The 26447-nt window shown below is 64.1% G+C and carries 18 protein-coding genes; 10 read left to right on the forward strand and 8 right to left on the reverse strand.

Features of this window, described 5'->3' with window-relative positions; all coding sequences use genetic code 11:
- Window positions 1-56 precede the first annotated feature (56 nt).
- Window positions 57-1232, reverse strand: a complete 1176-nt coding sequence (locus AC1DYM_RS04155) for a DUF3667 domain-containing protein (RefSeq protein ID WP_477336207.1) — start codon at window positions 1230-1232, stop codon at window positions 57-59.
- An 89-nt stretch (window positions 1233-1321) separates the two neighbouring features.
- Here AC1DYM_RS04155 and AC1DYM_RS04160 point away from each other — a divergent pair, with 89 nt between their 5' ends.
- Entirely contained in the window at window positions 1322-2707 is a 1386-nt protein-coding gene (locus AC1DYM_RS04160; protein ID WP_477336209.1) for an MATE family efflux transporter, read from the forward strand.
- Window positions 2708-2760: 53 nt separating this feature from the next.
- Window positions 2761-4680 (forward strand): signal peptide peptidase SppA, encoded by a 1920-nt coding sequence (gene sppA / locus AC1DYM_RS04165; protein WP_477336211.1) that lies wholly within the window; start codon window positions 2761-2763, stop codon window positions 4678-4680.
- Window positions 4681-4801: 121 nt separating this feature from the next.
- On the opposite strand, the gene AC1DYM_RS04170 is transcribed toward sppA, so the two are convergent.
- Window positions 4802-5020, reverse strand: coding sequence for a hypothetical protein (locus AC1DYM_RS04170; RefSeq protein ID WP_477336213.1), 219 nt, complete (start codon window positions 5018-5020; stop codon window positions 4802-4804).
- Between the two features lie 45 nt (window positions 5021-5065).
- Window positions 5066-5866, reverse strand: coding sequence for an ABC transporter ATP-binding protein (locus AC1DYM_RS04175; protein ID WP_477336215.1), 801 nt, complete (start codon window positions 5864-5866; stop codon window positions 5066-5068).
- 90 nt (window positions 5867-5956) lie between these two features.
- Between AC1DYM_RS04175 and AC1DYM_RS04180 the strand changes: the two genes are divergently transcribed.
- Window positions 5957-6739 (forward strand): SDR family oxidoreductase, encoded by a 783-nt coding sequence (locus AC1DYM_RS04180; RefSeq protein ID WP_477336217.1) that lies wholly within the window; start codon window positions 5957-5959, stop codon window positions 6737-6739.
- Between the two features lie 4 nt (window positions 6740-6743).
- Here the strand turns inward: AC1DYM_RS04180 and AC1DYM_RS04185 are convergent, their stop codons facing one another.
- Together AC1DYM_RS04185 and AC1DYM_RS04190 are read right to left on the reverse strand one after the other, a co-directional pair.
- Window positions 6744-7388: a DUF4124 domain-containing protein gene (locus tag AC1DYM_RS04185; protein ID WP_477336219.1), complete on the reverse strand. Its 645-nt coding sequence runs from the start codon at window positions 7386-7388 to the stop codon at window positions 6744-6746.
- 2 nt (window positions 7389-7390) lie between these two features.
- The gene (locus AC1DYM_RS04190) at window positions 7391-8335 is read right to left on the reverse strand and encodes a DegV family protein (protein WP_477336221.1); all 945 of its coding nucleotides are present in this window, start codon (window positions 8333-8335) and stop codon (window positions 7391-7393) included.
- A 155-nt stretch (window positions 8336-8490) separates the two neighbouring features.
- Between AC1DYM_RS04190 and AC1DYM_RS04195 the strand changes: the two genes are divergently transcribed.
- From AC1DYM_RS04195 to AC1DYM_RS04205, 3 genes are all read left to right on the forward strand, one after another.
- Window positions 8491-9282 (forward strand): AMP nucleosidase, encoded by a 792-nt coding sequence (locus AC1DYM_RS04195; protein WP_046969688.1) that lies wholly within the window; start codon window positions 8491-8493, stop codon window positions 9280-9282.
- Window positions 9283-9311: 29 nt separating this feature from the next.
- Entirely contained in the window at window positions 9312-10202 is an 891-nt protein-coding gene (locus tag AC1DYM_RS04200) for an EamA family transporter (protein WP_477336223.1), read from the forward strand.
- Window positions 10203-10549: 347 nt separating this feature from the next.
- Window positions 10550-10933 (forward strand): hypothetical protein, encoded by a 384-nt coding sequence (locus AC1DYM_RS04205; protein WP_477336225.1) that lies wholly within the window; start codon window positions 10550-10552, stop codon window positions 10931-10933.
- Window positions 10934-11104: 171 nt separating this feature from the next.
- Here the strand turns inward: AC1DYM_RS04205 and AC1DYM_RS04210 are convergent, their stop codons facing one another.
- Together AC1DYM_RS04210 and AC1DYM_RS04215 are read right to left on the reverse strand one after the other, a co-directional pair.
- On the reverse strand, window positions 11105-14170 hold the full coding sequence (locus AC1DYM_RS04210; RefSeq protein ID WP_477336227.1) for a TonB-dependent receptor: 3066 nt from the start codon (window positions 14168-14170) through the stop codon (window positions 11105-11107).
- 616 nt (window positions 14171-14786) lie between these two features.
- A complete protein-coding gene (locus tag AC1DYM_RS04215) occupies window positions 14787-17846 on the reverse strand; it encodes a TonB-dependent receptor (protein WP_477336229.1) in 3060 nt (1019 codons plus the stop codon).
- Between the two features lie 449 nt (window positions 17847-18295).
- Here AC1DYM_RS04215 and AC1DYM_RS04220 point away from each other — a divergent pair, with 449 nt between their 5' ends.
- Window positions 18296-19954 carry a Na+/H+ antiporter gene (locus AC1DYM_RS04220; protein WP_477336231.1) on the forward strand — a complete coding sequence of 553 codons (1659 nt, stop codon included), beginning with the start codon at window positions 18296-18298 and terminating at the stop codon, window positions 19952-19954.
- 16 nt (window positions 19955-19970) lie between these two features.
- Here the strand turns inward: AC1DYM_RS04220 and AC1DYM_RS04225 are convergent, their stop codons facing one another.
- On the reverse strand, window positions 19971-20756 hold the full coding sequence (locus tag AC1DYM_RS04225) for a TatD family hydrolase (protein ID WP_477336233.1): 786 nt from the start codon (window positions 20754-20756) through the stop codon (window positions 19971-19973).
- Between the two features lie 520 nt (window positions 20757-21276).
- Between AC1DYM_RS04225 and AC1DYM_RS04230 the strand changes: the two genes are divergently transcribed.
- From AC1DYM_RS04230 to AC1DYM_RS04240, 3 genes are all read left to right on the forward strand, one after another.
- Complete coding sequence (locus AC1DYM_RS04230; protein WP_477336235.1) at window positions 21277-21723, forward strand: post-PEP-CTERM-1 domain-containing protein; 447 nt, start codon at window positions 21277-21279, stop codon at window positions 21721-21723.
- Entirely contained in the window at window positions 21720-23684 is a 1965-nt protein-coding gene (locus tag AC1DYM_RS04235; RefSeq protein WP_477336237.1) for a PA domain-containing protein, read from the forward strand. Before AC1DYM_RS04230 ends, AC1DYM_RS04235 begins: the two co-directional genes overlap by 4 nt.
- Window positions 23685-23907: 223 nt before the next feature.
- Window positions 23908-26447, forward strand: a 2540-nt coding sequence (locus AC1DYM_RS04240) for an ESPR-type extended signal peptide-containing protein (RefSeq protein WP_477336239.1), incomplete at its 3' end; no start/stop codon positions are given.

Here is a 26447-nt window from a genome sequence, read left to right on the forward strand (position 1 = left end):
AAAAGCGAAGGGGTCTTCGTGCCTGTGCACAACCGGCTGGACGGTAGGAAAAAATCCTAGTGGGTCATGCCCACGATGGCAGCGATCACCACAGCGAAAAGAAGCAGCCAGAAATAGACGCTGCCTATCAGCCAGTACTTCAGAATAGTCATGGGCCATCCCTGCCGATAGACCCGTTTCTGCATCACCAGCAGGTAGATCGGCATCCATACCCACATGGCGAACTGCACGAAGCCGATAGCGGTTCCGGCCAGGGCGAGCCGTGGGGCGATGGCCTCCCGGGCGAAGCTCAGCAGGATCAGGCCCAGCAAGGAGATGAAGAGGAAGGCGTGGCTGTGCAGGCTGACAATGAGGTGTTCCATGTAGAGCCGTCGACGGAACGCATAAAACACCTTCAGGACCAAGGCGAACACAGGGATCATGAAGAACATCGTCTGCGGCAGGACGGAGAAGAAGCCGTCCAGGATGCGACGGACGGCCTCGTCCTTGCCCGGACCCTTGTTCAGGATCGGGATGAGGTTGGCCTTGAAGTGGCCAAAGCCAGCATTGAGCCGCTGGTTCAGGGCGTCCGGGAACCAGCTGACACTGATCTTCGAATCGCTACCGAACCATTGCTCGACCTTGGCCTCGCCCCGCCCAGGTTGCTCCTCGGTGGGCGCGGTTTCGCCGGCCTCGGTGGGAATCGGGGGTGCCCTGAGCTCGGTCAGGCGCGCGTTCGCCGCCTGGTGGATGAGGCCGGCGGCGGCACCCAGGCCCGCCTTGGCGGCGCCCGGCAACGACGGGTCGTTGCGCGCGGTGCGCACCTCATGGATCTGGTCGTTGTAAAGCTCATGGACTTCGTCGGCCGTCTTCGCGCTGGCGAAAGCGTCGATCGAATCCCGCGCCGCCGTGCCCTCGACGTTACCGACCTTGAAGTCGCCGATGGCCAGGTGCATGAAGAAGAAAGCGAGCAGGCAGAACACGAACATGAGGCGGAAGGGCGCGATATAGCGCACCCGCCGGCCGGAAAAGTATTCCAGGGTGAGGAAGCCCGGCTTCGTATAGAGCGGCGGCAGGGTATGCACGATGCGCTCGTCGAGATGGAAGAACAGGTCCCCGGCGTCCTCTAGCATGTGCGATACCGGCTGGATCACGCTTTTGACGGACTGCCCACAGTCGTGACAGAAGGCGCCCTGCAGTGCTGCTGTGCAGTTCGCGCACAGCAGGACGGGCGACGGCTTCAGTTCGTTCATCCTTATAACCCCGTGTTTTCCCCCTACGAATTCGGATGATGGCATGGGAGGCGGCTACAATGGGCGGCCCTCCCTGTGTGCTTTTCATCATGTCCTTCGACCGTGCCCGCGCGCGTCGCGAGATCGGCGCCACCGTCCGGCTGGCCCTCCCGATGATTTTCGCGCAGCTCTCCGCCATGGCGCCCAACGTCGTCGACGCGGTGCTTGCCGGGCACCAGGGTGCGCATACGCAGGCCTCGGTCGTTACCGGTGTGAACATCTGGGTGCTGGCGCTCGTGTTCGGGCTCGGCACGATGATGTCCGTGCCGCCGACCGTGGCCCAGCTCGACGGCGCGGGCCGGCGCGGCGAAGTGGGGGCGATCTTCCATCAGGCCCTGTATATCGCCTGGGTTCTCGGCGCGATCATGACGTTTGCCGTCTGGCACGCCTCGCCGCTGATGGCGCTGTTCGGCGTCGTCGAGTCCATGCGCGCGGACGTGACGGCCTTCCTGCACGCTATCTGCTTCGCGGCGCCGGCGCTGACGACGTATTTCGCCTTGCGCGGTCTGTCCGAGGGGCTGTCCATGCCGCGGCCGTCGATGTATTTCAGCTTCGGCGGCCTGCTCATTCTCGCGCCGCTGGGCTATGTCCTCATGTACGGCAAGCTCGGCTTCCCGGTCATGGGGGCCCGCGGCAGCGGCATCGCCACGGCGATCGTGCTCTGGCTGGAGATGATCGGCTTCGCCATCTACGTCTTCCGGCACCGCAACTACCGCGACCTCAACCTTCGCCAGCGCATGGCGAAGCCGGATCTGAAGGCGATCGGCCAACTGCTCAATATCGGTTTGCCCATGGCCGTCACGCTGTTGATGGAAGCGGGCATGTTCGTTGCCGTCGCGTTGATGATCGGTCGCCTGGGCGAAACGGTGACCGCCAGCCATCATGTCGCGCTCAATGTCGCGTCGGTGGCCTTCATGATCCCGCTGGGCCTGTCCATGGCCATTACCGTGCGTGTCGGCAATGCCGCAGGCCGGCGCGACATCAAGGGGGTGCGCTACGCCGGTATGTCGGGCATCGCGCTGGTGCTGGTCACGCAGTTCGTCTCGTCGGGAATCATGCTGCTTTTCCCCGTCCCGATCGCCAGCCTCTACACCAGCGACCCGGCCGTGATCGCCATGGCCTCCCAGCTACTGATCCTGGCGGGCTTCTTCCAGTTCTCCGACGGTATCCAGGTCGCCTCCAACGGCGCGCTGCGTGGCCTTAAAGACACGCGCGTACCGATGGGCATCACCATGTTCGCCTACTGGGGCGTCGGCGTTCCGGTGGGTTGGTACCTAGCCTTCGCCCACGACATGGGCGCGCGGGGCATGTGGATGGGCCTGATCGCCGGGCTGAGCATGGCGGCGATCCTCCTTTTCCTGCGATTCTGGCGGAGCAGCGCCACGGGCCGCTGGCCGGAAGACGGCGGATCGGCGCCCCTGCCAATCCACACGTGATGCCATCGCGCCGACGCGCTACGCTCGACACAACCTTCGAGGAACCCGCTTAGATGCCGGACCGTCACGACGCCACGCCGCCACCCCTGCCCAGTCGCCCGCAGCCCGTTCCCCCGCCGCGGCGCGGAGGTGGTTTCGGCCGGTTCCTGCGCGGCCTTGGCCGGGGCCTCAACATCACCCGGCTGATCATCATCAATGCGATCTTTTTCGGGATCCTCGCGATCTTCGTGGTCGTGCTGATGGTCAGCGGCCATGCGAACAAGGTCGAAGACAAGACGGTGCTGGTGCTGGCGCCCGAGGGGGCGCTGGTCGAGCAGTACAGTGCCGATGCGCTTTCGCGAACCATCGCCCGCATGTCCGGTGACGGCGTTAAGCAGGTGCAGGTGCGCGATCTTGTGCGCGCGATCGACGCCGCGGCCAAAGACAGTCGGATCAGCCAGATCGTGCTGCGCACCGACAAGCTGCAGGCGGGCGGCTTCGCCGCCCTGCGTGAGGTGGGGTCAGCCCTCGATCGCTTCCGCGCCGCCGGCAAGCCGGTGCTCGCCTGGGGCGTGAGCCTTGATCAGGGCCAGTACTATCTCGCCGCCCATGCCGACAAGCTCTACGTCGATCCGCAGGGCGGTGTCATGGCCACCGGTCTGGCCAATTACCGCCTGTTCTACAAGGATCTGCTCGACAAGCTTGGCGTGGAAGTCCACCTGTTCCGCGTCGGGCAGTTCAAGAGTGCCGCCGAGCCGTTCATCCTCGATCACGCGTCGCCCGAGTCGAAGGAAGCCGATGCCTATTGGCTGGGCGGCCTGTGGACCTCCTGGATTGAAGAAGTGGCCAAGCTACGCCACATCGATCCTGCCACCCTCCGCGCTGACGTGGATAATCTCGCCGAACGCGTGCGCGACGCCAACGGCAGCCTCGCCGATCTGGCCGTGCAGGAAAGGCTCGTCGACGGTATTGCCAACGAGCAGCAGTTCGTCGCCATGTTGCATGAGAACGGCGTGCCTGCCGGCAAGAAAGGCCAGGGATTCCGTCAGGTCGAACTCGATGGCTATCTCGCCGATCGCGGGCTCTCCACGGTCGACATGCTGCAGACCGGCCAGGGCGTCACCGTGGTCGTCGCCGAAGGCGAAATCACCTCCGGCAAGCAGGCACAGGGCAGCATCGGCGGCGAATCCACTGCGGCCCTGGTCCGTGCCGTGCGTTACGATCAGCGCACCCGTGCGCTCGTCCTGCGCGTGAACTCGCCGGGTGGTGAGGTTTACGCCGCCGAACAGATCCGGCGCGAAGTGGCGGCGACGCGTGCCGCCGGCATCCCGGTGATCGTCTCGATGGGCGATGTCGCCGCGAGCGGCGGTTACTGGATATCGATGAACGCCAATCGTATCTATGCGGAGCCGAATACGATCACCGGGTCGATCGGCATCTTCGGCATGTTCTACACGGTGCCGGATACTCTGGCCAAGATCGGCGTGAAGAGCGACGGCGTCGCCACGAGCCCGCTCGCCGGTGCGTTCGACATCACCCGCCCGCTCGACCCGAAGGTGAGCATTCTCATCCAGAGCATCATCGACAAGGGTTACCGCGACTTTGTCGGCAATGTCGCCAAGGCGCGCGGCAAGGACTTCGCATCGATCAATGCGATCGCCCAGGGCCGCGTGTGGACGGGCCAGCAGGCGCTCGATCGCGGCCTCGTCGACCGGATCGGCAGCCTCGACGACGCCATCCGCGATGCCGCCGCGGAGGCGAAGCTCGGCAAGGATTTCAACGTGCGTTACGCCGAGAAACCGATGGGCGCGTTCGAGCGCTTCCTGACCCATGTCGGCGATAGTTCCGAGACCCATGTGGCGCTGTCGTGGGGCCTGCGTCTGCCGAGCTGGGTGGCCGAGTTGCCGCGGCTGGCGCCGGAGTTCGCGTTGTTCCGCACGGCGGAAGCGGGTAAGCCGCACGTTTACGCGTATTGCTTCTGCTCACCGCGGTAAGAGCATCGCCAATGAATCGGCTCCTACAATAACGCTCCTGTAGGAGCCGATTCATCGGCGATTATTTTGTGGGAGCCGCTTCAGCGGCGATGGGTGCTGGCGATAACGCCTGATCTACGCCTCACTGCGTCTGCGCATCCACCGCCTCACGCTGCGCTTTCGCCTGGTCGTCTACCGTCTTCTGCACGTCCTGTGCCTTCTTCTTTTGCGCCTCCATCGAATCCCAGGGCGTCGATACGCGGGCCTGCGGTGTCGGCGGTTGCTGCGGCGCCGGAGGTGCCGGCTTCGAACACGCGGCACAGGCAAGGACGAGCGCGAACGGAAAAGCGGTGCGGATCATGAGGATTCCCTCGGAGGTCGCGCTGAGTCTCGCGCGCGGCGCCGGTCAGCGCAATCGCGCGCCGTAGAAACCGTTACCCCGTTCCACTTCCACCGGCCAGCCGAACAGCTCCGAGAGGTGGCTGTCGGCGAGCAGGCGTTCCTTGGGCCCCTGATCGAAAAGGCGGCCGTCACGCAGCATGACCACGTGGTCGATCTCAGGAACGATCTCCTCCACGTGGTGCGTGACCAACATGAGGGTGATTCCTTCGCGGGCCAGTTCGCTGAGCAGGTCGAGGAAGCGTCGCCGTGTGCCGGGGTCGAGCCCTGCGCAGGGTTCGTCCAGAAGCAGCGCGCGCGGACGATGAACGAGTGCGCGTGCGATCAACACCCGCCGGGCTTCACCGGTCGATAGCGTCGAGACGTCACGATCGGCCAGATGGGCTGCGCCGACACGCGCGAGGGCGTCCATCGCCTGACGGCGCATGGCATCGTCGACGATGTGGTCGAGGCCAAGCGTCATCGACGCGAAGAAACCCGAAAGCACGGCGTTCAATGCCTGCTCGTTGCTCGCTTCGAACTCCCGACGCAGATCGGACGACACAACGCCGAGGAGAGAGCGTAATTCAGTCACGCTCCAGCGGTCACGGCCAAAGATGCGCACGACCGCCGAACCATCGTCATGGACGAGGGGATAGATGCGCCGCTCGATCAGCTTGACCAGGGTGGACTTGCCCGAGCCGTTCGGGCCGAGGATGGCGGTATGCTGGCCCGGCGCGATCGCCAGGGAGAGCGCGTCGAGCAGTCGCCGGTTCTCACGGAGTACCGTGGCCCGGTCGATGGAAAGCAGGGCATCGTGGTCGGTCATCGCTCCATCGTGTCGCAAGCGGCCGATGGGCTCAACCCTTCGTCGAGCGACGGGCACGCTGTACGATTCGTCCATCGAAGGAGACCCCACATGCATCCACGACTCAGCAGCTGGCGCCTCGACGGGCGCACCGCACTCGTCACCGGAGCCAGCAAAGGCATCGGCTACGCTTGCGCGCGAGAGCTGGCCGCCCTCGGCGCCGATGTGCTCCTGGTAGCTCGCGACGAACTCCAGTTGGAAGAAGTGCGCGACGAACTCGCGGAGGAGTGCCCCGAGGTCGAGATCCTGGCGATGGCCGCCGACCTGTCGGATGAGGAAGATCGTCTGGCCGTGTTCGACTGGGTTGCCGATCTCGAGGTGAACCTGTCGATCCTGGTGAACAATGTCGGCGGCAATACGCCTCGCGCGACGCTCGACTACGAGCCGGACGAATACCGGCAACTCTTCGAGCTGAATGTCTTCTCCGCCTACGAGATGTGCCGCTCCGCGTATCCGCACCTCGTGCAGCACGCCAACGCCGCCATCGTGAATATCGGCTCCGTCTCCGGCATCACCCATGTGCGCACCGGCTCGCCCTATGGCATGACCAAAGCGGCCCTGCATCAACTCACCCGGAACCTCGCCGTCGAATGGGCGGAAGACGGTATCCGCGTCAACGCCGTCGCGCCCTGGTACATCCGTACGCAACGAAGCGAACCGGCCCTGGCCAACGCCGAGTATCTGGAGGAGGTCCTCGACCGCACGCCGATGGGACGTATTGGCGAGCCTGAGGAAGTGGCCGGCGCTGTCGCCTTCCTCTGCATGCCGGCCTCGAGCTATGTCACCGGCGAGATCGTCGCAGTAGATGGCGGGTTCCTGCGTTACGGGTTCTGATGCCTCAGCGGCAGGATTGGAGCTGATCGCGTAACCGGTCAGCTTTCGCGTCCAACGGCCCGCGGTCGCTCTTGAAGGCGTTGCGAATCTGCCGCTGCGTGGCGTCCGCGTCGGCTTGCAGGGCCTGGCAGGTTTCCGCTGGACTCAGCGCACGACACTGGTCTTGCACCCAGACGTAGTTGCTCGTCGCGATCGCCCCGACGCTGCCCTTGCCTCGATTGAGCTCAGGAGCGGACGCGACTGCGGCATTGGGGTTGCCGTAGGTGTCGGACAGCGAGCCGCCCGCAACACCGAGCACGCCCAGTGGCGCCAGATAAGGCTGAGGGTTGCCGTCCGCGCTGGTGTAGGACTTGCCATCCGTCGCACGAACGCAGCCAAACATCTGAGGCGTCGGTGGTAGCGGTCGGGGAGGCGGGGGAGCCGCCACCACGGCGTCGTCCCGGCGGGGCGCTTCGGGCATGGGCGCCACCTGGGCGTTGGCCGGTGCCGAGTCCTCCAGTTGGATGGTCTCCTGCCGCTGGCTCTTCGCACACGGTGTCTGCTGGTAGATCGTCTGCCCACCCGCTACGCATTTGTAGACGGTTTCCGCCCGGGTACCGCCCGTGGCGACCAGCGCCAGGGCGGCAAGGGCGAACACCGCAAGACGCATGCTCAGAAGTCCGCGACGTGGTCTTCGGACGCAAAGCCCAGGGTCATGGCCCCTTCGCCAACGTTGACCATGCCGGTGATGCTCATCGGGCTTTCCAGGATTTCCACGCCGGCATCGCCACAGACGCGGGTGAGGGCGTGGTACCCGGTCAGAGCGCGCATCTCGTCGAGATCACCGCCGTAGCTGAGCGACAGCGACGGCACCAGCAGGCCGGCCTGGACGCGCTTGGCTGCATAGTCGAACAGCACCTGGGCGCCATGGTCGAACCCGCGCACCTTGCCTACCGGGCCGGTCTCGCCGCGATGGGCGCGCAGGATCGGCTTGATGTCCAAAGCGGTGCCAAGCATGGAACTCATGAAGCTGACACTGCGGTCGCCCTTGCTGCGGGCGCGAGAACGGAGATAGTTCAGGTCGCGGGGCAGCATGTAGCCATATGAGCAGTCGGCGATATGGGCCACGCGTTCGCGGACTTCGGCCGGTGACTTGCCGGCCTGGATCATGCGCACCGCCTCGGCAACCACGGGCGCGGAGCCGGCGAAGATGTTCCGGGTATCGACCACCCGCATCAGGAAGGGGCCCGTGATCCCCGCGGCCTCGCGGATGGGGCGGTAGTTCTTCAGGATGGCGAAGCTGGCCTTGATGACATTGTCATGGATCGGGCTGCGCGTGGCCATGATCGTCAGACAGACGACGCAGTCGTAGTCCTTGACCAGGCGGTCGAGGAAGAGGTTCTGTACGTCCTCGACCGAACTGGGTTCGGTTTCGCCCGAGTGGCTCTTGCTCCCGAGCTTCTGGTTGCGGAAACGCTGGATCTCCACCGGGTCGCGGTCGTCCTTGAACTTCTGGCCGTCCACCTTCACGGTGATCGGCATCACGGCGATGCCGTTGCGCTCCAGGAAATCCTGCGGCAAGTCGCAGGCCGCATCAATCGCTACACCGATTCGCATCGGGCACACCCCCGTCGAAGGCCCAAGGCCCAGCGGCGCCCGAAACGCCCGCTGCGTTCCACTTAGCCCCGCTTGGGCCGGATGCTACACTTGCCCGAATGAATTTGGCACTCCGCCGGCGTGGCGTCGCCGGTAACCGCGTCGTCGGATTCCCCATGAAAACCAAGAACGAGATCGTCTCCAACTGGCTGCCCCGCTACACGGGCACCCCCCTGGAGGACTTTGGCCAGCACATCCTGCTGACCAACTTCGGCCATTACGTCGAGCGCTTCGCCCTCGACCACGGTGTTGAAGTGCGCGGCCGCGACCGGCCGATGCCCAACGCCACGGCCGACGGCATCACCCTGATCAATTTCGGCATGGGTAGTCCCAATGCCGCCACGGTCATGGACCTGCTCAGCGTCATTGCGCCCGAGGCAGTCCTTTTCCTCGGCAAGTGCGGTGGCCTGAAGCGGAAAAATGCCATCGGCGACCTGATCCTGCCGATCGCCGCGATTCGTGGTGAAGGCACCTCGAACGATTACCTGCTCCCCGAGGTACCGGCGCTCCCGGCCTTCCAGCTCCAGCGTGCCGTGTCGACGATGATTCGCGACCTCGGCCACGACTACTGGACAGGCACGGTCTACACCACCAATCGCCGGGTCTGGGAGCACGACGAAGCCTTCAAGGATTACCTGCGCCGCACGCGCAGCATGGCGATCGACATGGAGACTGCGACGATCTTCGCCGCCGGTTTCGCCAACCACATTCCCTGCGGGGCGCTGCTGCTGGTCTCCGACCAGCCGATGATTCCCGAAGGTGTGAAGACCGAGAGCAGTGACGCGGTCGTCACCGCCAACTTTGTCGAGCGTCACATCAAGGTCGGTATCGAGGCATTGAAACTGGTGCGTCGCCATGGTCGCAGCGTGAAGCATCTTCGGTTCGAGGACGATTCCCTTCCCGATTGATGCTCCACGTGATTCCTTCAAGGACGACCATGAAACACCGTGACCTCCTGCTCGGCATTCTCGTCACCCTGATCTGGGGAAGCAACTTCTCGGTAATCGAGGTCGGTCTTCGCGACCTCGATCCGTTCCTGCTCACCGGCTTGCGGTTCGCCTTCACGGCATTTCCGCTGATCCTGTTCCTACCGCGACCGCGCGATGTTCCACTCGTCTCGCTCGCCGCGTATGGCCTTCTCTTCGGGGTGGGCTTGTGGTGGGTGGTGAACCTGGCGATGTCGAAGGGCATGTCGCCCGGCCTGTCGTCGCTGGTGCTGCAGTTCAGCGCGTTCTTCACGGTAATTCTCAGCGCGATCGTCCTGCGGGAGAGCGTACGTGGGCCGCAAGTGGCAGGCATGCTGGTTGCCGCGGCGGGGCTGCTCGTCGTGATCCACGCCACCTCGGGCACATCGACCACGCTGGGTGTGGTGCTCGTCCTGCTGGCAGCGATCAGCTGGAGCCTCTGCAACCTGATCGTGAAGCGGCACAAACCGAAGGACATGATGGCCTTCGTCGCGTGGTCGAGCGTGTTCTCCACGCCGGTGCTGTTCGTGTTGACCTATGTGAACGAGGGCGCGGCGCCCTTCGTTGCGTTGTCGCACGGGGTGTCGTGGGCCGCCGTCGGTTCGGTGCTGTTCCAGGCGTATGTCACGACCGTGTTCGGCTACATGGTCTGGAACAACCTGATGAAGAAGTACCCGGCGGCGAGCGTCGCGCCACTGTCATTGATCGTTCCGGTGTCGGGCATCGTCACCTCATACCTCGCTTTCGACGAGCACTTCGCGACGGGTGTGTGGATCGGCGCGGCCGTGATGCTCGCCGGCGTAGCGATCTTCGTCTGCGCGCCGTACTTGCGAAAATCCCAACGCATGGCGACGCCGTCGTAGGAGCCGATTCATCGGCGATCCCGCGTCAGCGGGCCGGATTGCCGATAGCCGCCGCGGCCGACGAGTCGCTTGCTGAAGAAGTAAGACGTATGTCGAACTTCCGCGACGGATTCATAGGCTTCGAAAGCTTCAGGTAGCGTCCTGATATCGATGTTCTCAGGAATGGCGTAGGTGTCCTCCTACAGGAAATCATGATCTTGCGATCGCGCCATATATTGCGAACTAAGTCGTGATCCCCGTCACGTTTCGTCTCATTCCATGCGCATAGCGTTGAGTTGCTGACTCCGCGTCGGCTAGGGAACTCTCACTCACTATCACAGCTGCTCGTCAGAGCAGGAGGCTATGGAATGCGCTCGATAAAAATGATCGTTTGTCTTGCCTTGGTGGTCATCACGATGGGCTTCGCCGTACCGGCGATGGCACTAAGAAGCGACTCAGTGTCGACGGCCTACTTCGACGCAGCGGGCAATTTTGTCGGTCAGTCACTCTACACCTGTAACAACACGCATTTCGATGGAGGTGCAGTTACTCAGTACAGCGTCGTGCAGTTTTATCCGTGTTATCCCGGAACGTCGGGCGGTGGTGATCCCGGCATTCAGCCGGCTTCCGTGACCTCGACATTGCCACCCGGTTTCACGCAGGCACAAGCGTGCGCGGTACTGGCGACCTATGGCGACAACTGCGGCAACCCACCGTACTACCTGCCGCCTGTGTACGGCTTCAACCAATAATCACCTTCGCGTCGATGCGAAAGGTTACCTCGCGCTGCACATTTCATTTGTCGGCTCTTTCGCATCGTCGCCCATTGGTCCCGTAGATAAAAAAGGCCGCTCCATCGGGAGCGGCCAATATCCGGGGAAATGCTTGCTGTTGTTGTTATGCGACGTAGCTAAGCGTTCTCGTTACAGCGTGAAGTCGTAGCGGGCTCCCAGGCGGATGGTCCGGGGGTCCGAGAACGAGCGGGCACGCTTGTACTGCGGATCCGGCGTACCGCTGTCGGTCTCGCCGTACTCGTAGTACTGGGTGACGCGCTGCTTGCCGAGTGCGTTGAATGCATCGGCCGAGAGCGTCAGCTTGTGGTCGGCGAAAGCCGGCTTCCAGGCGACACTCAGGTCCACGTTGTACGTCCACGGCGTGCGGCCGAAGGTACCGCGCTTGGCCGGTTCGCCATTGCAGTAGAAATAGGCGGCGCCGTACTGGTTGGGATCGCCACCGACCGAATCCGGGCGCGTGCCGATGCAGCTGACCGGGTAACCCGACGCGATACGCGTGACCGTCGAGAAAGCCCACTCGTCGTTCGGTGCATACGTGCCGTAGATGCGCAGCTGGTGCTTCTGGTCGTTCGGCAGATCGCCGTTGGTGTTTTCCATGATGGCCGGGAAGTCCCAGCTCTCGGTGGTCGACACGTCGGCCTGGACGATATTGGAATCGAGCTGGCCTTCGGAGTTGCCGTAGCTGCGCGAATAGGTGTAGTCGATCTTCGCGTACCAGTGGTCGCTGAACTGATGCTCGGCATATAGGTCGAGCATGTAGTACGCGCGCTTGGCCCGCGGTTCGCCGATGTCGGCAGCCGTGAGCGGTACGCTCAGGTACTGGCCGGGAGCCGGCGACACGGTGAACGTGTTCGCGCGACCCGGGTTGTACAGCCAGCAGCCCGTGCTTCGCGCAATACCGGCCGCGACCTGATCGCTCAGGCCGTTCTCGTCACCCCAGGTCTGGATCGGCGACGAATCGCAGGTGTCGTCGATCAGGCTGCGCAGGCGACGGTACATGGCTTTCGCACCGACGACCCAGTTGTTGTCGAGCTGCTGGTCTGCACCGAAGATGTACTCATCCTGGTAGTACGAGTGCAGACCCTGGGCAGAAACGGTCTTCGCATCCGGCGGGACGCCGTTGGCACCGTTCTTGTTGAAGTTGCCGGAGTACGGACCCGCAACCAGGCCGGTGGGTTCACCCGTGGTCGGGTCAATACCGGTGAAGCCGAAGAGCTGCGACGGATAGGTCGACGGACCGGCACCACGGATGGCGACCGAGGTCGGCAGGCCGAGGTGGTAACGGCCAGCGTTGGCGTAGATCTTCAGCGAGCTGTCGCCGTAGACATCCCACGACGCACCCAGGCGCGGATCGAGCTGGTGACGCGCGCTTGCATAGGCTTCGCCGGCGCCGTTGTAGTTGGTGAACTGCTCGTTACGCAGGCCGATATAACCGTGCCAGCGATCCGTGATCTGCCAGTTGTCCTCGACGAACTGCGAACGCTGGTTGGTGCGCGCCGAGGTGCCGGTGCTCAATGCCGTCTGTTCGACGTAATAGCCGTTGGCAAAATTCGCCGGGTTGTACAGGCCGGGATCGAGACCCAATGCCGAGAGGCGGCTCTTGATGGCGGTGCCATCGGCGACATCGTTGTAGATGTACCCGGTGCCGCCTGTCGGAAGGGCGCCCGACGTGGCGCGCAGCACGTAGTTGTCCACACCACCACGGAGATCGTGATCGCCGATGCGATATTCGATGTTGGCGCTCCAGCCGTGGCTGCTGTCTTCCGCGCCGGGGAGGAGGAAGGTTGAGCCGCCGACCGTGCAACCGGTCTGCGGATTGTTCGCGAACCCTGCGCGCTTGTCCGTAATCAGCGGGCAGGCCTGGCCGGTGGCCGAGTCGATGTCCTGGCTATGGTCGGAGTGCGACCGGCCGTACATCGCGTTGACCGTCAGGTCATCGGTGATGTAGCCCGTGTAGTGACCGATGTACGTGTTGCCGCCCGGCGTCGCGTTGGTCTGCGTGCCGTTGTAGTTCTTCGTGTAGACGTGGCCCAGGTAATCGCCGCGACCGGTCTGATAGCTATAGGCGCTGATGGACTGATCTTCGGTCTCGGTATCGCCGATCCCTGTGAACTCGAGGATGTTGTTGTCGGTGATGTTCCAGTCGATCTTGGTCAACCAACGCTTGGTCTTGGAGACGTCGTGCTCATCGTCGCTGGTGGTGTTCGGGCCGGTGTAGTTGCCGGTGTTCTTGATCCAGTCGGCCGCGGCGAAGAAGAACAACTTGTCCTTGACCAGTGCGCCACCGATGGAGCCGGAGTACTGCAGGTTTTCGTTGTCACGCAGCGCGTACGTGTTGCCCTTCTGGTATTTGGTGCCGTCGCGCAGGTCGATGTCACGCGGCTGCTGGTTCAGACCTTCGGGCGACCAGAACACCTGGACGTCGCCCTTCCACTCGTTCGTGCCGCGCTTGGAGACGACGTTGATCACACCGCCGGTGGAACGGCCGTATTCCGCACCGTAGCCGCCGATCAGCACCTGCTCCTGGTCGATCGCGTCGTACGGCAACTGGCGTGAGCTCACGCCGGTCAGCGGGTTGGTCGCCTGGAAGCCGTTGATGTAGTACGCGTTCTCAGAGGCCGACGAGCCACCGAACGACAGTGCATTACCGTAGCCGCGCACGGCGGGCGTGGTGCCCGGGGCAAGCAGGGCGATCGAGCTGATCGAGGTGCGGGCGATCGGCAGCTTGGATAGCTGGTCGGCGGTGAGCACGGTGCGTGAGTCGACCGAGCTGACGTCGATGCTGGGCAGGGTGTTCGCGGTGACCTGGACGTTACCGAGGTTGGTGGTATCTGCTGAACCGGCAGCCGCGGCGGTAGCGGCGAAGGAGACGTCGGTACCCTGGCTGATCTGGGTCTGCACACCCTTGTGTGTGTCGACGACCGTGCCGTTGTGCATCAGCGAGACGGTATAGGTACCGATCGGCAGCGAGTTGGCGCGGTAGCGGCCACCCGAGTCGACGGTGATATCGCGGCGCAGGCCGTTGTCCGTATTCTCGATATGGACGATGTCACCGGGTGTGGCGGAGCCGAAGATGGCGCCGGTGGCGTTGCTTTGTGCCAAGGCCGCGCCGGCACCGCCGATGGATACGGCGAAAGCCACGGCAAGCGCGAGCTTGCGGCGCGGCGGCGCGATTGAACGGTTTGCGTACTGCATGGAACGTCCCTCCTGAAATAACGCGTGACGAATAAACGGAATGAGTCCGTCCGCATCCGCGCGGCACGCGGACGTTCCACCGAAGACCGGCGGCGGAGAACCAAAAGAATGTCGCTCGGCCGAACGCCTCTTACCGGGCGGGCGGCGTCACGTCGTCAATCGAAAGGGGTGCGCGCGATGGCGTGGTGTGGCATGTGATTTTTGCTCCCCAAAAAGATCGTGCAAGACGTCGTCCCTGGCGAAAGTCGCGCCCGTTCTCATTCCCCTGAGGCGAGCTGACGACAGCGCCGAAGCGGCGCGTGAAAAGAACGTAAAGTACGGGAATGCCTAGGAACAATAGGAAAAAGTCCTAAGCAACTATTTGCGAGGCAAGTAGTTGCGGATGCTTCGATTCCTGGCCTCGGCACCTCGCAAGATGCGCCCGGTCGCCGTAAGACCCTTCGGCGATTCAGGGGGCTGATTCCCGTTGTGGAGTGCCTTGTTATTGCGAGCACCCACTCGCCGATGAATCGGCTCCCACAAAAAAGCAGATAAAAAAAGGCCGCTCCATCGGGAGCGGCCAATATCCGGGGAAATGCTTGCTGTTGTTGTTATGCGATAAAGCTAAGCGGTTCGATTACAGCGTGAAGTCGTAACGGGCTCCCAGGCGAACGGTGCGCGGATCCGAGAACGAACGGGCACGCTTGTAGTTCGGGTTCGGATCGCCGGCGGCGGTGTCACCGATCTCGTAGAACTGGGTCACGCGCTGCTTGCCGAGAGTGTTGAATACGTCGGCCGAGAGCGTCAGCTTGTGATCGGCGAAGGCCGGCTTCCAGGCGACACTCAGGTCGACGTTGTACGTCCATGGCGTGCGGCCGAAGGTGCCGCGCTTGGCGGGTTCGCCATTGCAGTAGAAGTAGCTGTTGCCGTATTCGTACGGGTCGCCACCGGCGGAGTCCGGACGGACGCCGATGCAGCTGACCGGGTAGCCCGAAGCGATACGGGTGACCGTCGAGAACGCCCACTCATCCGTCGGCGCGTAGGTGCCGTAGATGCGCAGCTGGTGCTTCTGGTCGTTCGGCAGATTGCCGTTGGTGTTTTCCATGATGGCCGGGAAGTCCCAGCTCTCGGTGGTCGACACGTCGGCCTGGACGATATTGGAATCGAGCTGGCCTTCGGAGTTGCCGTAGCTGCGCGAGTAGGTGTAATCGATCTTCGCATACCAGTGATCGCTGAACTGGTGTTCGGCGTACAGGTCGAGCATGTAGTACGCGCGCTTGGCCCGTGGCTCGCCGATGGCGTCGGCGGTCAGCGGTACACTCAGGTACTGGCCATCGGCCGGCGATACGGTGAACGTGTTCGCGCGACCCGGGTTGTACAGCCAGCAACCCGTGCTGCGGCCAATACCAGCCTTTACTTCGTCGTGCAGGCCGTTCTCGTCACCCCATTCCTGGAGCGGTGCCGAGTCGCAGGTATCGTCGATCAGGCTGCGCAGGCGACGGTACATGGCCTTGGCCCCGACCACCCAGTTGTTGTCGAGCTGCTGGTCGACACCGAAGATGTACTCGTCCTGGTAATACGAGTGCAGGCCCTGGGCAGAGACGGTCTTCGCATCCGGCGGAATGCCGTTGGCACCGTTCTTGTTGTAGTTGGCGGAATACGGACCCGCTACAAGGCCGGTCGGTACGCCGGTGGTGGGATCGATACCGGTGAAACCGTAGTACGACGACGGGAAGGTCGACGGGCCGGCGCCGCGGATGGCGACCGAGGTCGGCAGACCGAGATGGTAACGACCAGCGTTGGCGTAGATCTTCAGCGAGCTGTCACCGTAGACATCCCACGACGCACCCAGGCGTGGATCGAGCTGATGGCGCGCGCTCGCATAGGCCTGGCCGGAGCCGTTGTAGTTGGTGAACTGCTCGTTACGCAGGCCGACGTAGCCATGCCAGCGATCGGTGATCTGCCAGTTGTCTTCGATGAACTGTGAACGCTGGTTGGTACGAGCCGACGTACCCGTGCTGAGTGCCGTGGATTCGGCGTAATAGCCATTCGCGAAATCGGCCGGATTGTACAGGCCCGGATCGAGGCCCAGGTTGGACAGGCGGCTCTTGATGGACGAGCCATCGCCGACGTCCGCATAGATCCAGCCGGTGCCGCCCGTCGGGAGAGCGCCAGACTTGGCGCGCAGCACGTAGTTGTCCACACCGCCACGGAGATCGTGATCGCCGATGCGGTACTCGATGTTGGCGCTCCAGCCGTGGCTGCTGTCTTCGGCGCCGGGCAGGAGGAAGGTCGAGCCGCCCACCGTGCAACCGGTCTGCGGGTTGCCCTTGAACTCGGTGCGGTTGTCGGTAATGGTCGGGCAGTTCTGGCCGGTCGCCGAGGTGATGTTCTGGCTATGGTCGGAGTGCGAACGGCCGTACATGGCGTTGACGGTCAGGTCATCGGTGATGTAGCCCGTGTAGTGACCGATGTACGTGTTGCCGCCCGGCGTCGCGTTGGTCTGCGTGCCGTTGTAGTTCTTCGTGTAGACGTGGCCCAGATAGTCGCCGCGACCGGTCTGGTAGCTATACGCGCTGATGGACTGGTCGTTCGTCTCGGTGTCGCCGATGCCGGTGAACTCGAGGATGTTGTTGTCGGTGATGTTCCAGTCGATCTTGGTCAACCAGCGCTTGGTCTTGGCGACATCATGCTCGTCGTCGCTGGTCGTGTTCGGACCGGTGTAGTCGCCGGAGTTCCGGATCCAGTCCGCCGCGGCGAAGATGAACAGTTTGTCCTTGATCAGTGCACCGCCGATGGAGCCGGAGTACTGCAGGTTCTCGTTGTTACGCAGGGCGTAGAGGTTGCCCTTCTGGTAAGGGGTACCGTCACGCAGATTCACGTTGCGCGGCTGCTGGTTGAGGCTGTCCGGCGACCAGAACACCTGGACGTCGCCCTTCCACTCGTTCGTACCACGCTTGGAGACGACGTTGATCACGCCGCCGGTCGAGCGGCCGTATTCCGCACCGTAGCCGCCGATCAGGACCTGTTCCTGGTCGATGGCGTCGTACGGCAGCTGGCGCGAGCTCACGCCGGTCAGCGGGTTGGTCGCCTGGAAGCCGTTGATGTAGTAGCCGTTCTCGGATGCCGACGAGCCACCGAAGGACAGCGCGTTACCGTAGCCGCGCACGGCGGGCGTGGTACCCGGAGCGAGCAGGGCGATCGAGCTGATCGAGGTGCGGGCGATCGGCAGCTTGGACAGCTGGTCGGCGGTGAGCACAGTACGCGAGTCGACCGAGCTGACGTCGATGCTGGGCAGGGTATTGGCGGTGACCTGGACGCTACCGAGATTGGTGGCATCGCTGGCGCCAGCGGCGGCTGCGGCGAAGGAGACGTCGGTACCCTGACTGATCTGGGTCTGCACGCCCTTGTGCGAATCGACGACCGTGCCGTTGTGCATCAGCGAAACGGTGTAGGTGCCGATGGGCAGCGAGTTGGCGCGGTAGCGGCCGCCGGCATCGACGGTGATGTCGCGGCGCAGGCCGTTGTCCGTATTTTCGATATGGACAACGTCACCGGGCGTGGCGGAGCCGAAGATGGCGCCGGTGGCGTTGCTCTGCGCCAAGGCCGCGCCGGCACCGCCGATGGATACGGCGAAAGCCACGGCAAGCGCGAGCTTGCGGCGCGGCGGCGCGAATGAACGGTTTGCGTACTGCATGAAACGTCCCTCCTGAAATAACGCGTGACGAATAAACGGGTGAGGTCGCCCGCGTCCGCGCGGCACGCGGACGTTCCACCGGAGACCGGTGGGCGGAGAACCAACGGAAAAATTTTTCGTTCGGCCGAACGCCTCTTACCGGGCGGGCGGCGTCACGTCGTCAATCGAAAGGGGTGCGCGCGATGGCGTGGTGTGGCATGTGCTTTTTGCTCCCCAAAAAGATCGTGCAAGACGTCATCCCTGGCGAAAGTCGCACCCGCTCATCATGTCCCCTGAGGCGAGCTGACGACAGCGCCGAAGCGGCGCGTGAAAACAACGTAAAGTACTGCTGTGCTTCGTAACAATAGGAATAAGTCCTAAGCAAGTAATTACGACACGAAGCGCAAAATCATGCGGCGCGAGTGCCATTCACCTTGCCTGTTTCGAGGGGTCCCGTTTAACGTGGACGGATGACCCTAGTCATCACGATCCTCGTCCTCCTGCTCGTGGTCGCCCTGTCAGGCGCGATCGTCCGCATCCTTCCGGTCCGGCTTCCCCTGCCTGTCCTGCAGATCGCACTGGGCGCCTTGCTCGCCCGTCCGTTCGGGATGGATGTGGAGTTCGACCACGAACTGTTCTTCCTGCTGTTCATTCCGCCCCTGCTGTTCGCCGATGGCTGGCGTATCCCCAAGCGCGAACTCTTCCTCCTGCGGGGCCCCATCCTCGCGCTCGCCGTCGGACTGGTCTTCTTCACGATCCTGGGGGTGGGCTACTTCGTCCACTGGATGATTCCGACCGTGCCGCTGGCTGTCGCCTTCGCCCTGGCGGCCGTGCTCTCCCCAACCGATGCCGTGGCGGTCACTTCGATCACCGGTGCAACCCCGATTCCCTCTCGGCTGATGCACGTGTTGTCGGGCGAGGCACTGCTCAACGATGCCTCCGGGCTGGTCGCCCTGCAGTTCGCCGTGGCCGCTGAGGTCACGGGGAAGTTCTCCCTGGCCCGGGCGTCGACGGACTTCGTGGTGATGGCCCTGGGCGGCATCCTCGCCGGCGTGTTGGTGAGCTACACCTTCGGCATCTTCCGGCGTCGCCTGGTCCGCTGGAGCGGCGAGGTGGATCCCGCCAGCCAGGTGGCTTTGCTCCTGCTGCTTCCCTTCGCGGCGTATCTGCTTGCCGAGCACTTTGATGTCTCCGGCATTCTCGCGGCCGTGGCCGCCGGCATGACGATGAACTACACCGACGTCCTGAAGGGCGGCTACGTCGCCACGCGCATGCAGAACGGCGCGGTGTGGTCGATGGTGGAGTTCACGTTCAACGGTTTGATCTTCCTGCTGCTTGGCCTGCAGCTTCCGGGAATCATCGATGGTGCCAAGGGCGACCTGGCGCAAGCCGGTGGTGGCGAGCTCTGGTACCTGCTCGCCTACGTCTTCGCGATCACCCTGGTCCTGGTCATCCTGCGCTTCATCTGGGTCTGGGTGTCGTTGCGCTTCGTCCTGATGCGCGCCTTGCATCGCGGTGAAAAGCGCCCGAAGGTAGGCACGCGCATGGTCTGGACCTCGGCGCTTGCCGGGGTCCGCGGCGCGATCACGATGGCCGGTGTGCTGTCGCTTCCCTTGATGAAAAGTGAGGGCGTTCCGTTTCCCGTGCGGCACCTGATGATCCTGCTGGCGAGCGGTGTGATTCTTTGCACGCTGGTGATCGGCGCGATCGGCCTGCCGCTGGCCGTCAAGGGGCTGAAGATCCCGGGTGAGGATCCGCGCGTGCGTGAAGAACGCAAGGCGCGCGCCCTTTCGGCCGAAGCGGCCTTGCGTGGCATCGCCGATGAACAGCAACGCGTCGACGAGGGCGGTGACGTCAACGCGATCGCGCTGGCCTCTCGCGTTGCTTCACGTGTCATGGCCGACTACCAGCAGCGTCTCGAGGCGGCCGGCGAAGCGGGGGATGTGCCGGAGAAGGCACGCGCGGAAGCAGGCACAGAGCGTGTCATGCGCCTGGCCGCGCTGCGTGCCGAGCGTCGGGAGCTGTACAACCTGCGGCGCAGTCATGAGATCAACGACGATACGTTACGTACGCTGGTGCGCGAGATTGATCTTGCAGAAGCCTCGTTGACGGGTCTGCATTCGGGCTAGGCGAAGGGTGCTCGCCTCAAAGCCCGAAAAAGGCCTCCGTCGTCCGTACGGACGCCTCCGTCAACGCTTCCTTCGACTCTCCCCGATCACGTGCCACCTCATCACGAATATGCGCGAGATACATCGGCTCGTTACGCCGATCCTTCGGCATGGGTCGCACGGTTCTCGGCAGCAGGTAAGGGGCGTCGGTCTCGAGCATCAGCCGGTTGGCGGGGATCAGCCTAACCAGTTCGCGCAGATGCGCACCGCGACGCTCGTCGCATATCCATCCGGTAATGCCGATGTGGCAGTCCAGGTCGAGGTAATCGCGTAGTGCTTCTTCGGTGTCCGTAAAACAGTGGACGACCACCGCGGGAACGCGGTCGCGGTAGCGCTTCAGGATGGCGAGGAAGTCGTGGTGCGCGTCACGTTGGTGCAGGAACAGCGGTTTGCCTACGTCGGCCGCGATCTCCAGCTGCCGTTCGAAAACGTCCCGCTGGATATCGCGCGGCGAGTAGTTGCGGTTGTAGTCCAGCCCGGTCTCGCCGACCGCACGGACTTCGGGTTCGTGGGCCAGTCGCCGGAGCACGACATCGGTCGCCTCGTCGTAGTCCACGGCGTGGTGCGGGTGTACGCCGGCTGTGGCGTAGAGGCGACCCTTGCTGGCCCGGGCCAGCTCGAGCGCGTGCTCGCTGCCCTCGCGAGAGGCGCCCGTGACGATCATCCGGCCGACACCGTGCGTGGTTGCGCGCGCCAGTACTTCGTCAAGATCTTGGCGAAAGGATTCGTGGGTGAGGTTGGCGCCGATATCGATCAAGTCCATGATTTCTTTCGCTTTGGGACAAAGGTTTGAACCTGGTGCAAGCGCGTTATTGGCGCGCAACACCATGAATTGAAACATCAAAGAATAGTCTGGGCGTGCCAATGCGGGGTTTCCCGCATCGGCCGTTTGGCCATCAAAAAGTTGTCGTCAAAATATTGACGTTCGTATTTTCCTACTGCTAGGTTCCAGAGACGGACGTCAAGAAGACGACGCTCAGGGAGCACTCAGATGGATCTCAATGTACGGGCAGGGACGCACGCAAGGGGCGTCAAAGGGAAGGCGGCCGGCAACCGGTCGTCGGCAGGCAGTACCACGGGCAAGGGGACATGCAGATGGTAAACCGCAACGCCGCGAGGGTGCTCGTCGCACCGCCGAACCTGGGCTTCACCGCGCCATAAACGTTTTCGGATTTTGCGTTGAGGGGAACGTCGAATCCTTCAAGTGTTTGCGCCGGCGAGGGGGCCTTCGTCGGCTGGCGTGCAGGGAGGGGTCCCGGCGCCGCACTAGGGAGGTATGCGTAATGACTTCACGAACACTGGCACAGGCCATCGGCCTCGTGCTGACGGGCATGCTTATGGTGGGAGCGGCCCAGGCCGCCGACACACCGCAAAACCAGGCGACGCCGAAAGTCCGCGCTGTCCAGGCCGGGCAGCAGGTCGCCATCGATCCGGCAACCGGAGCGATTCGCGCGCCGACCGATGCGGAGCGGGCCGCTTACTCCAAGGCCTTCCAGGCTCGGCAAAGCCGGGTGACCTCGCTTTCCACGCAACCGCGGACCAACGCCGACGCGAAGCAGACGATCCGCAAGGTCAACCTTTCCAGCGGCGGCAAAGCCACCGGAATGCGCCTGCCCCAGGAGCGGATGAGCAGCGTCGTCGCCACACGTGCGGCGGACGGTTCCATCAGCATCCACCATGACGATCACGGCGCCCAGGTCGCGCCCAAGGCACCGGAGGTGACACGATGATCCGCCGCGGCCTTCTTTACTCAGCCCTTCTCACAGCCGGTCTGTTCGGCGCCATGAGCGCCAGCGCCGCCGAGATCAAGATCGTCAACCAGGACGTCGGTACGGGTCAGGGTCTCGACGACCACACTCCGGCCACGCCCGTCGGAGGCAATCCGGGCACGACCTTCGGTCAACAGGCGCTCAACGTCTTCCAGTTCGCGGCGGACATCCACGGCGCGTACCTGAAGAGCAACATCACCATCGTCAACAACGCCACCTTCGAGCCGCTCGAATGCGATGCGACCGGCGGTGTGCTCGGTTCGTCCGGTCCGTTGGAAGTGTTCACTTTCGATCCCACCAACCTTCCCGCGGGCGCCAAGGCCAACATCTGGTACACCGTGGCAGAGGCCAATTCATTGGCCAACCAGGATCTTAGCCCGGCCGAAGCCGACATCCAGAGCCAGTTCAACGGCGCACTGGGTCAGCCCGGCTGTATCGAAGGCTCGAAGTGGTACATGGGTCTGGATCACCAGGTCCCCGCCGGACAGATCGATTTCCTCAACGTCGTGTTGCACGAGATGTCGCACGGCCTCGGCTTCCTGGATCTCACGGATCTGGAAACCGGTGAGGACTTCCCGGGTGGTCCGGGCTCTTTCCCGAACATCTACGGTTTCTTCGTCAAACATAACGGCACGTTGTGGGACGACCTGACCCCGGCTCAGCGCGTGACAGCCGCCCTGGACGACGGCCATCTCGCCTTCTCCGGTGCGACCGTGATCGCCGAGGCACCGCTGGCCCTGGGTCAGCCCGACGTGTACCGCGTGACCGCCCCGGCTGCTGCCGCCGGCGATTACCTGTATGCCCAGGCCAGCTTCGGTCCGACGGCCACCGCGACGAACTTCTCCGGTGCCGTGGTGCAGGCCACGCCGAACGACGGTTGCGCCGCCATCACCAACGCCTCCGCCATTGCCGGCAAGACGGCCCTGATCGATCGCGGTACCTGCGACTTCGCCACCAAGGCGCTCAACGCCCAGGCGGCGGGCGCCAAGGCCGTCCTTCTCGCCAACAACCAGCCCGCCGCCGTGACACCGGGTGGCACACCCACGTCGCCGGTGAACATCCCGGTGATCCTGGTGAGCCAGACCGACGGCAACACGCTGAAGGCCAACCTCACCGGTCTCACCGGCACCGTCGGTAAGGGCACCGGTCTGTCCGGAACGAACGCGGACGGTGTGCTGATCTATGCGCCGGCCGTGCTCTCGCCGGGGTCGTCGTTCTCGCACTACGACACACGCCTGACGCCGAACGCGATCATGGAATACGCCATCAGCCAGGATCTCCGAGGGGAAATCGACCTCGACCTGGGGCCGGCGCTGTTCCAGGACATCGGCTGGGGCATCGACCGCAGCAACCAGTTGCTGCTCACCTGCGACACCGGCATTCCGAAACTCGTGCCGGGCGGTATGATCATCGGTGCCAACGTGATCGCCAACGCGAAGATCCTCGCTGGCAACGCTGCTGACGTGGGTGCTTATCGGGCTGCCGTCAGGGGTTATGAGGCGCAGCTTGCCGCCGCCGGGTTGATTACCGCCGGCCAGGCAACGAGCCTCAACGCATGCCTGTCCGACGCCGAGACGGCCAAGCAATACGCCGCCTTCGGTCCGCCGCCGGCACCGCCGGCGATCGTGCTTGCCAACAACGTCGCTCTGAACAATCAGAAGGGTGCGGCAGCGGGCACGACGGCGTACCAGCTCACGGTACCGGCCAACGCGAAGACGCTGACCCTGCGCACCTATGGTGGCTCGGGCGATGTGTCGATCTCGGTAACCGATCCGAAGGGTGTGGTGAAGGCACAGCCGAACCGTCCGGGTAACAGTGAGCCGTTCACGGCCACCAAGCCCGCGGCCGGCGTGTGGACGCTGACCGTGAAGGGTGAGAAGGCGTACTCCGGCGTGAGTGTGCTGGGCGCGTACACGCTCTGACGCATGACCTGGAAGAGGCCCCGGTTCGCCGGGGCCTCGACCTTCATGGGGGCCCGCGTCGCGGGCAGGGGAACAGACACGACGTTTGGACGGCTGGATGGCGTTTGCCTTCCTGCCTTCGGAATACCTCGTCCGCCGCGGTCGCGACGGACTGGCGATGGGCCGCGCGCCGCGCGCCCGCGCATCGATCGCTAACAAGCGGACATCTGGGAGGAAGATTCACGTGAATACCATCTACAGCAAGGTCTGGAACAAATCGCTCGGCATCCTGGTCGTGGCATCGGAGCTGGCACGCGCGAATGGAAAGGGTGGCGCCTCCCGACGCCTGCGCGCTGCGATGGCCGCGCTTCCACTGGCCGCCGGCGTGATGCTGGCGCTGGGTAGCGCCCCCGCTCAGGCAGGCAACGTATGCGGTGGCTATCTGCTTGGTATCCAGGGCAAGGCGCCGGTCGCCAAGGGCGACGATGCCTTTGCCTGCGGTACTTCGAGCAAGGCTGCCGGCAACTACAGCACGGCGGTCGGCACCGCCGCGAACAGCAGCGGCGACTACAGCGTCGCGCTGGGGCAGGCCGCACAGTCCTCCGGTGCCTGGTCGACGGCGCTGGGGCAGAACGCCCGCGCCACCGGCACGGACAGTGTCGCGGTCGGCGAATCGTCGTTTGCCAGTGGCTCGGCGAGTTCCGCGTTCGGAACCGACGCGAGCGCCACGGCGAAGAACTCCGTCGCCCTCGGCGATGGATCGGTCGCCAATCGGGCCAACACGGTGTCGATCGGCAAGGTCAACGAAGAGCGTCAGCTGGTGAACGTCGCCGATGGCACGCAATCCACCGACGCGGTCAACAAGCGGCAGCTCGATAAGGTCTCGACGTCGGTGAACGGTGTTTCGACGCGGGTGGATACGCTGTCGACGCGTGTCGATGGTGTATCGACGCGCGTCGACCAGCTCGCCGACGACACCCGTGACGCTGCACATTACTTCAAGGCGAACGGGCTGAACGACGGTTCCGATGACGCGCAGGCCACGGGGCAGTACGCGACGGCATCCGGCTCCGGTGCTTTTGCCAGCGCCGATGGCGCCACGGCGACCGGTAGTGGATCGGTAGCGACCGGCACGAATGCGACGGCGAATGGCTACGGCAGCGTCGCCACGGGTCAGAACAGCGCCGCGTACGGTGCGGGTGCGCAGGCGAATGGTCCGGGTAGCGTCGCGGTCGGCGGTGTCGCGGTCGATGCGTCCGGCAACCCATTGATCACCAATGGCGGCGTGCCCGTGGACACCGGCGCAACCAGCGCGGGTGTTGGCGGTACCGCTGTGGGTGCCAGTGCACAGGCGGGGGGATTTGCAGCGTCGTCATTCGGTGTGGGCGCGTATGCGAGCGGCGCACAATCGACGGCGGTCGGCGCGGTCGCCAATGCGCTCGGTGACTTCTCGACCGCCAGTGGTTCGCAGGCGACGGCGGCAGGTGACCAGTCCGTTGCCAACGGTTTTGGCTCGACGGCGTACAGCGCGGGTTCGACCGCGATCGGTGCGGGCGCCAGCGCCTCCGGCGAGGGTAGTGTGGCGATCGGCAACTTCGCTGAAACGGGTTTCGGTCTGTTCGGCCTGGAGAGTGCGAACGCCGTCGCCGTCGGCACGAACAGCTGGGCGCTGGGCAATAACGCGACGGCTCTCGGTGCGAACGCCTGGGCGCTGGGTGAGAACTCGGTAGCACTGGGCGCCGATTCGACGGCGGACCGAGATAACACCGTCTCTGTGGGGTCGGCAGGTCATGAACGGCAGATCGCGAATGTCGCCGCGGGCACGGAAGCCACCGACGCGGTAAACAAAGGCCAGCTCGATGCCGTAGCCGGCGGGGTCAGCGACGCGAGTCACTACTTCAAGGCGAACGGGCTCAGCGACGGAAGCGACGATGCGCAGGCGATCGGCCAGTACGCGACGGCGTCCGGCTCCGGTGCCTTTGCCGGCGCCGATGGCGCCACGGCAACCGGCAGCGGTGCCGTAGCGACCGGCACGAATGCGACGGCGAATGGCTTCGGTAGCGTCGCCACGGGTCAGAACAGCGCGGCCTATGGTTCGGGTGCCCAGGCTAATGGCCCAGGTAGTGTCGCGGTCGGTGGCGTGGCGGTCGATGAAGACGGCAACCCGCTGATCACCAACGGCGGCGTGCCGGTCGATACCGGCGCAACCAGTGCGGGTGTGGGCGGTACGGCGGTCGGTGCGAGTGCACAGGCCGGTGGTTTTGCCGCGTCCTCGTTCGGTGTCGGCGCCTACGCAAGCGGCGCCCAGGCCACCGCGGTGGGTGCCGTCGCCAATGCGACTGGCGCTCTGTCGACGGCGGTCGGTACGCAGAGTGCAGCGACCGGTGCGAGCAGCGTGTCGGTCGGTGAAAGCGCACAGGCTACCGGCGATGAAAGTGTCGCGGTCGGTGGCAGCACCTTCTTCGGCTTCATTCCCGCACAAGCGACGGGCACGGGGGCATCCGCCTTCGGCGCAGGCGCATGGGCGACTAACGACTACGCGACGGCGCTCGGTTGGAACAGCTGGGCCGATGGCTTGAGCAGTACGGCCATCGGCGAATCGGCGATTGCGGGTGCGGCGAATTCTGTCGCGCTCGGTGCAAGCTCGTACACCGATCGTGCAAACACTGTCTCGGTGGGTGATGTTGGTAGTGAGCGGCAGATCACGAATGTCGCGGCGGGCACGGAAGATACGGATGCGGTGAACAAGGGGCAGCTTGATTCGTCGGTGAATGGCGCGACGCG

The sequence above is a fragment of the Luteibacter sp. P1_D3 genome (assembly GCF_056406135.1).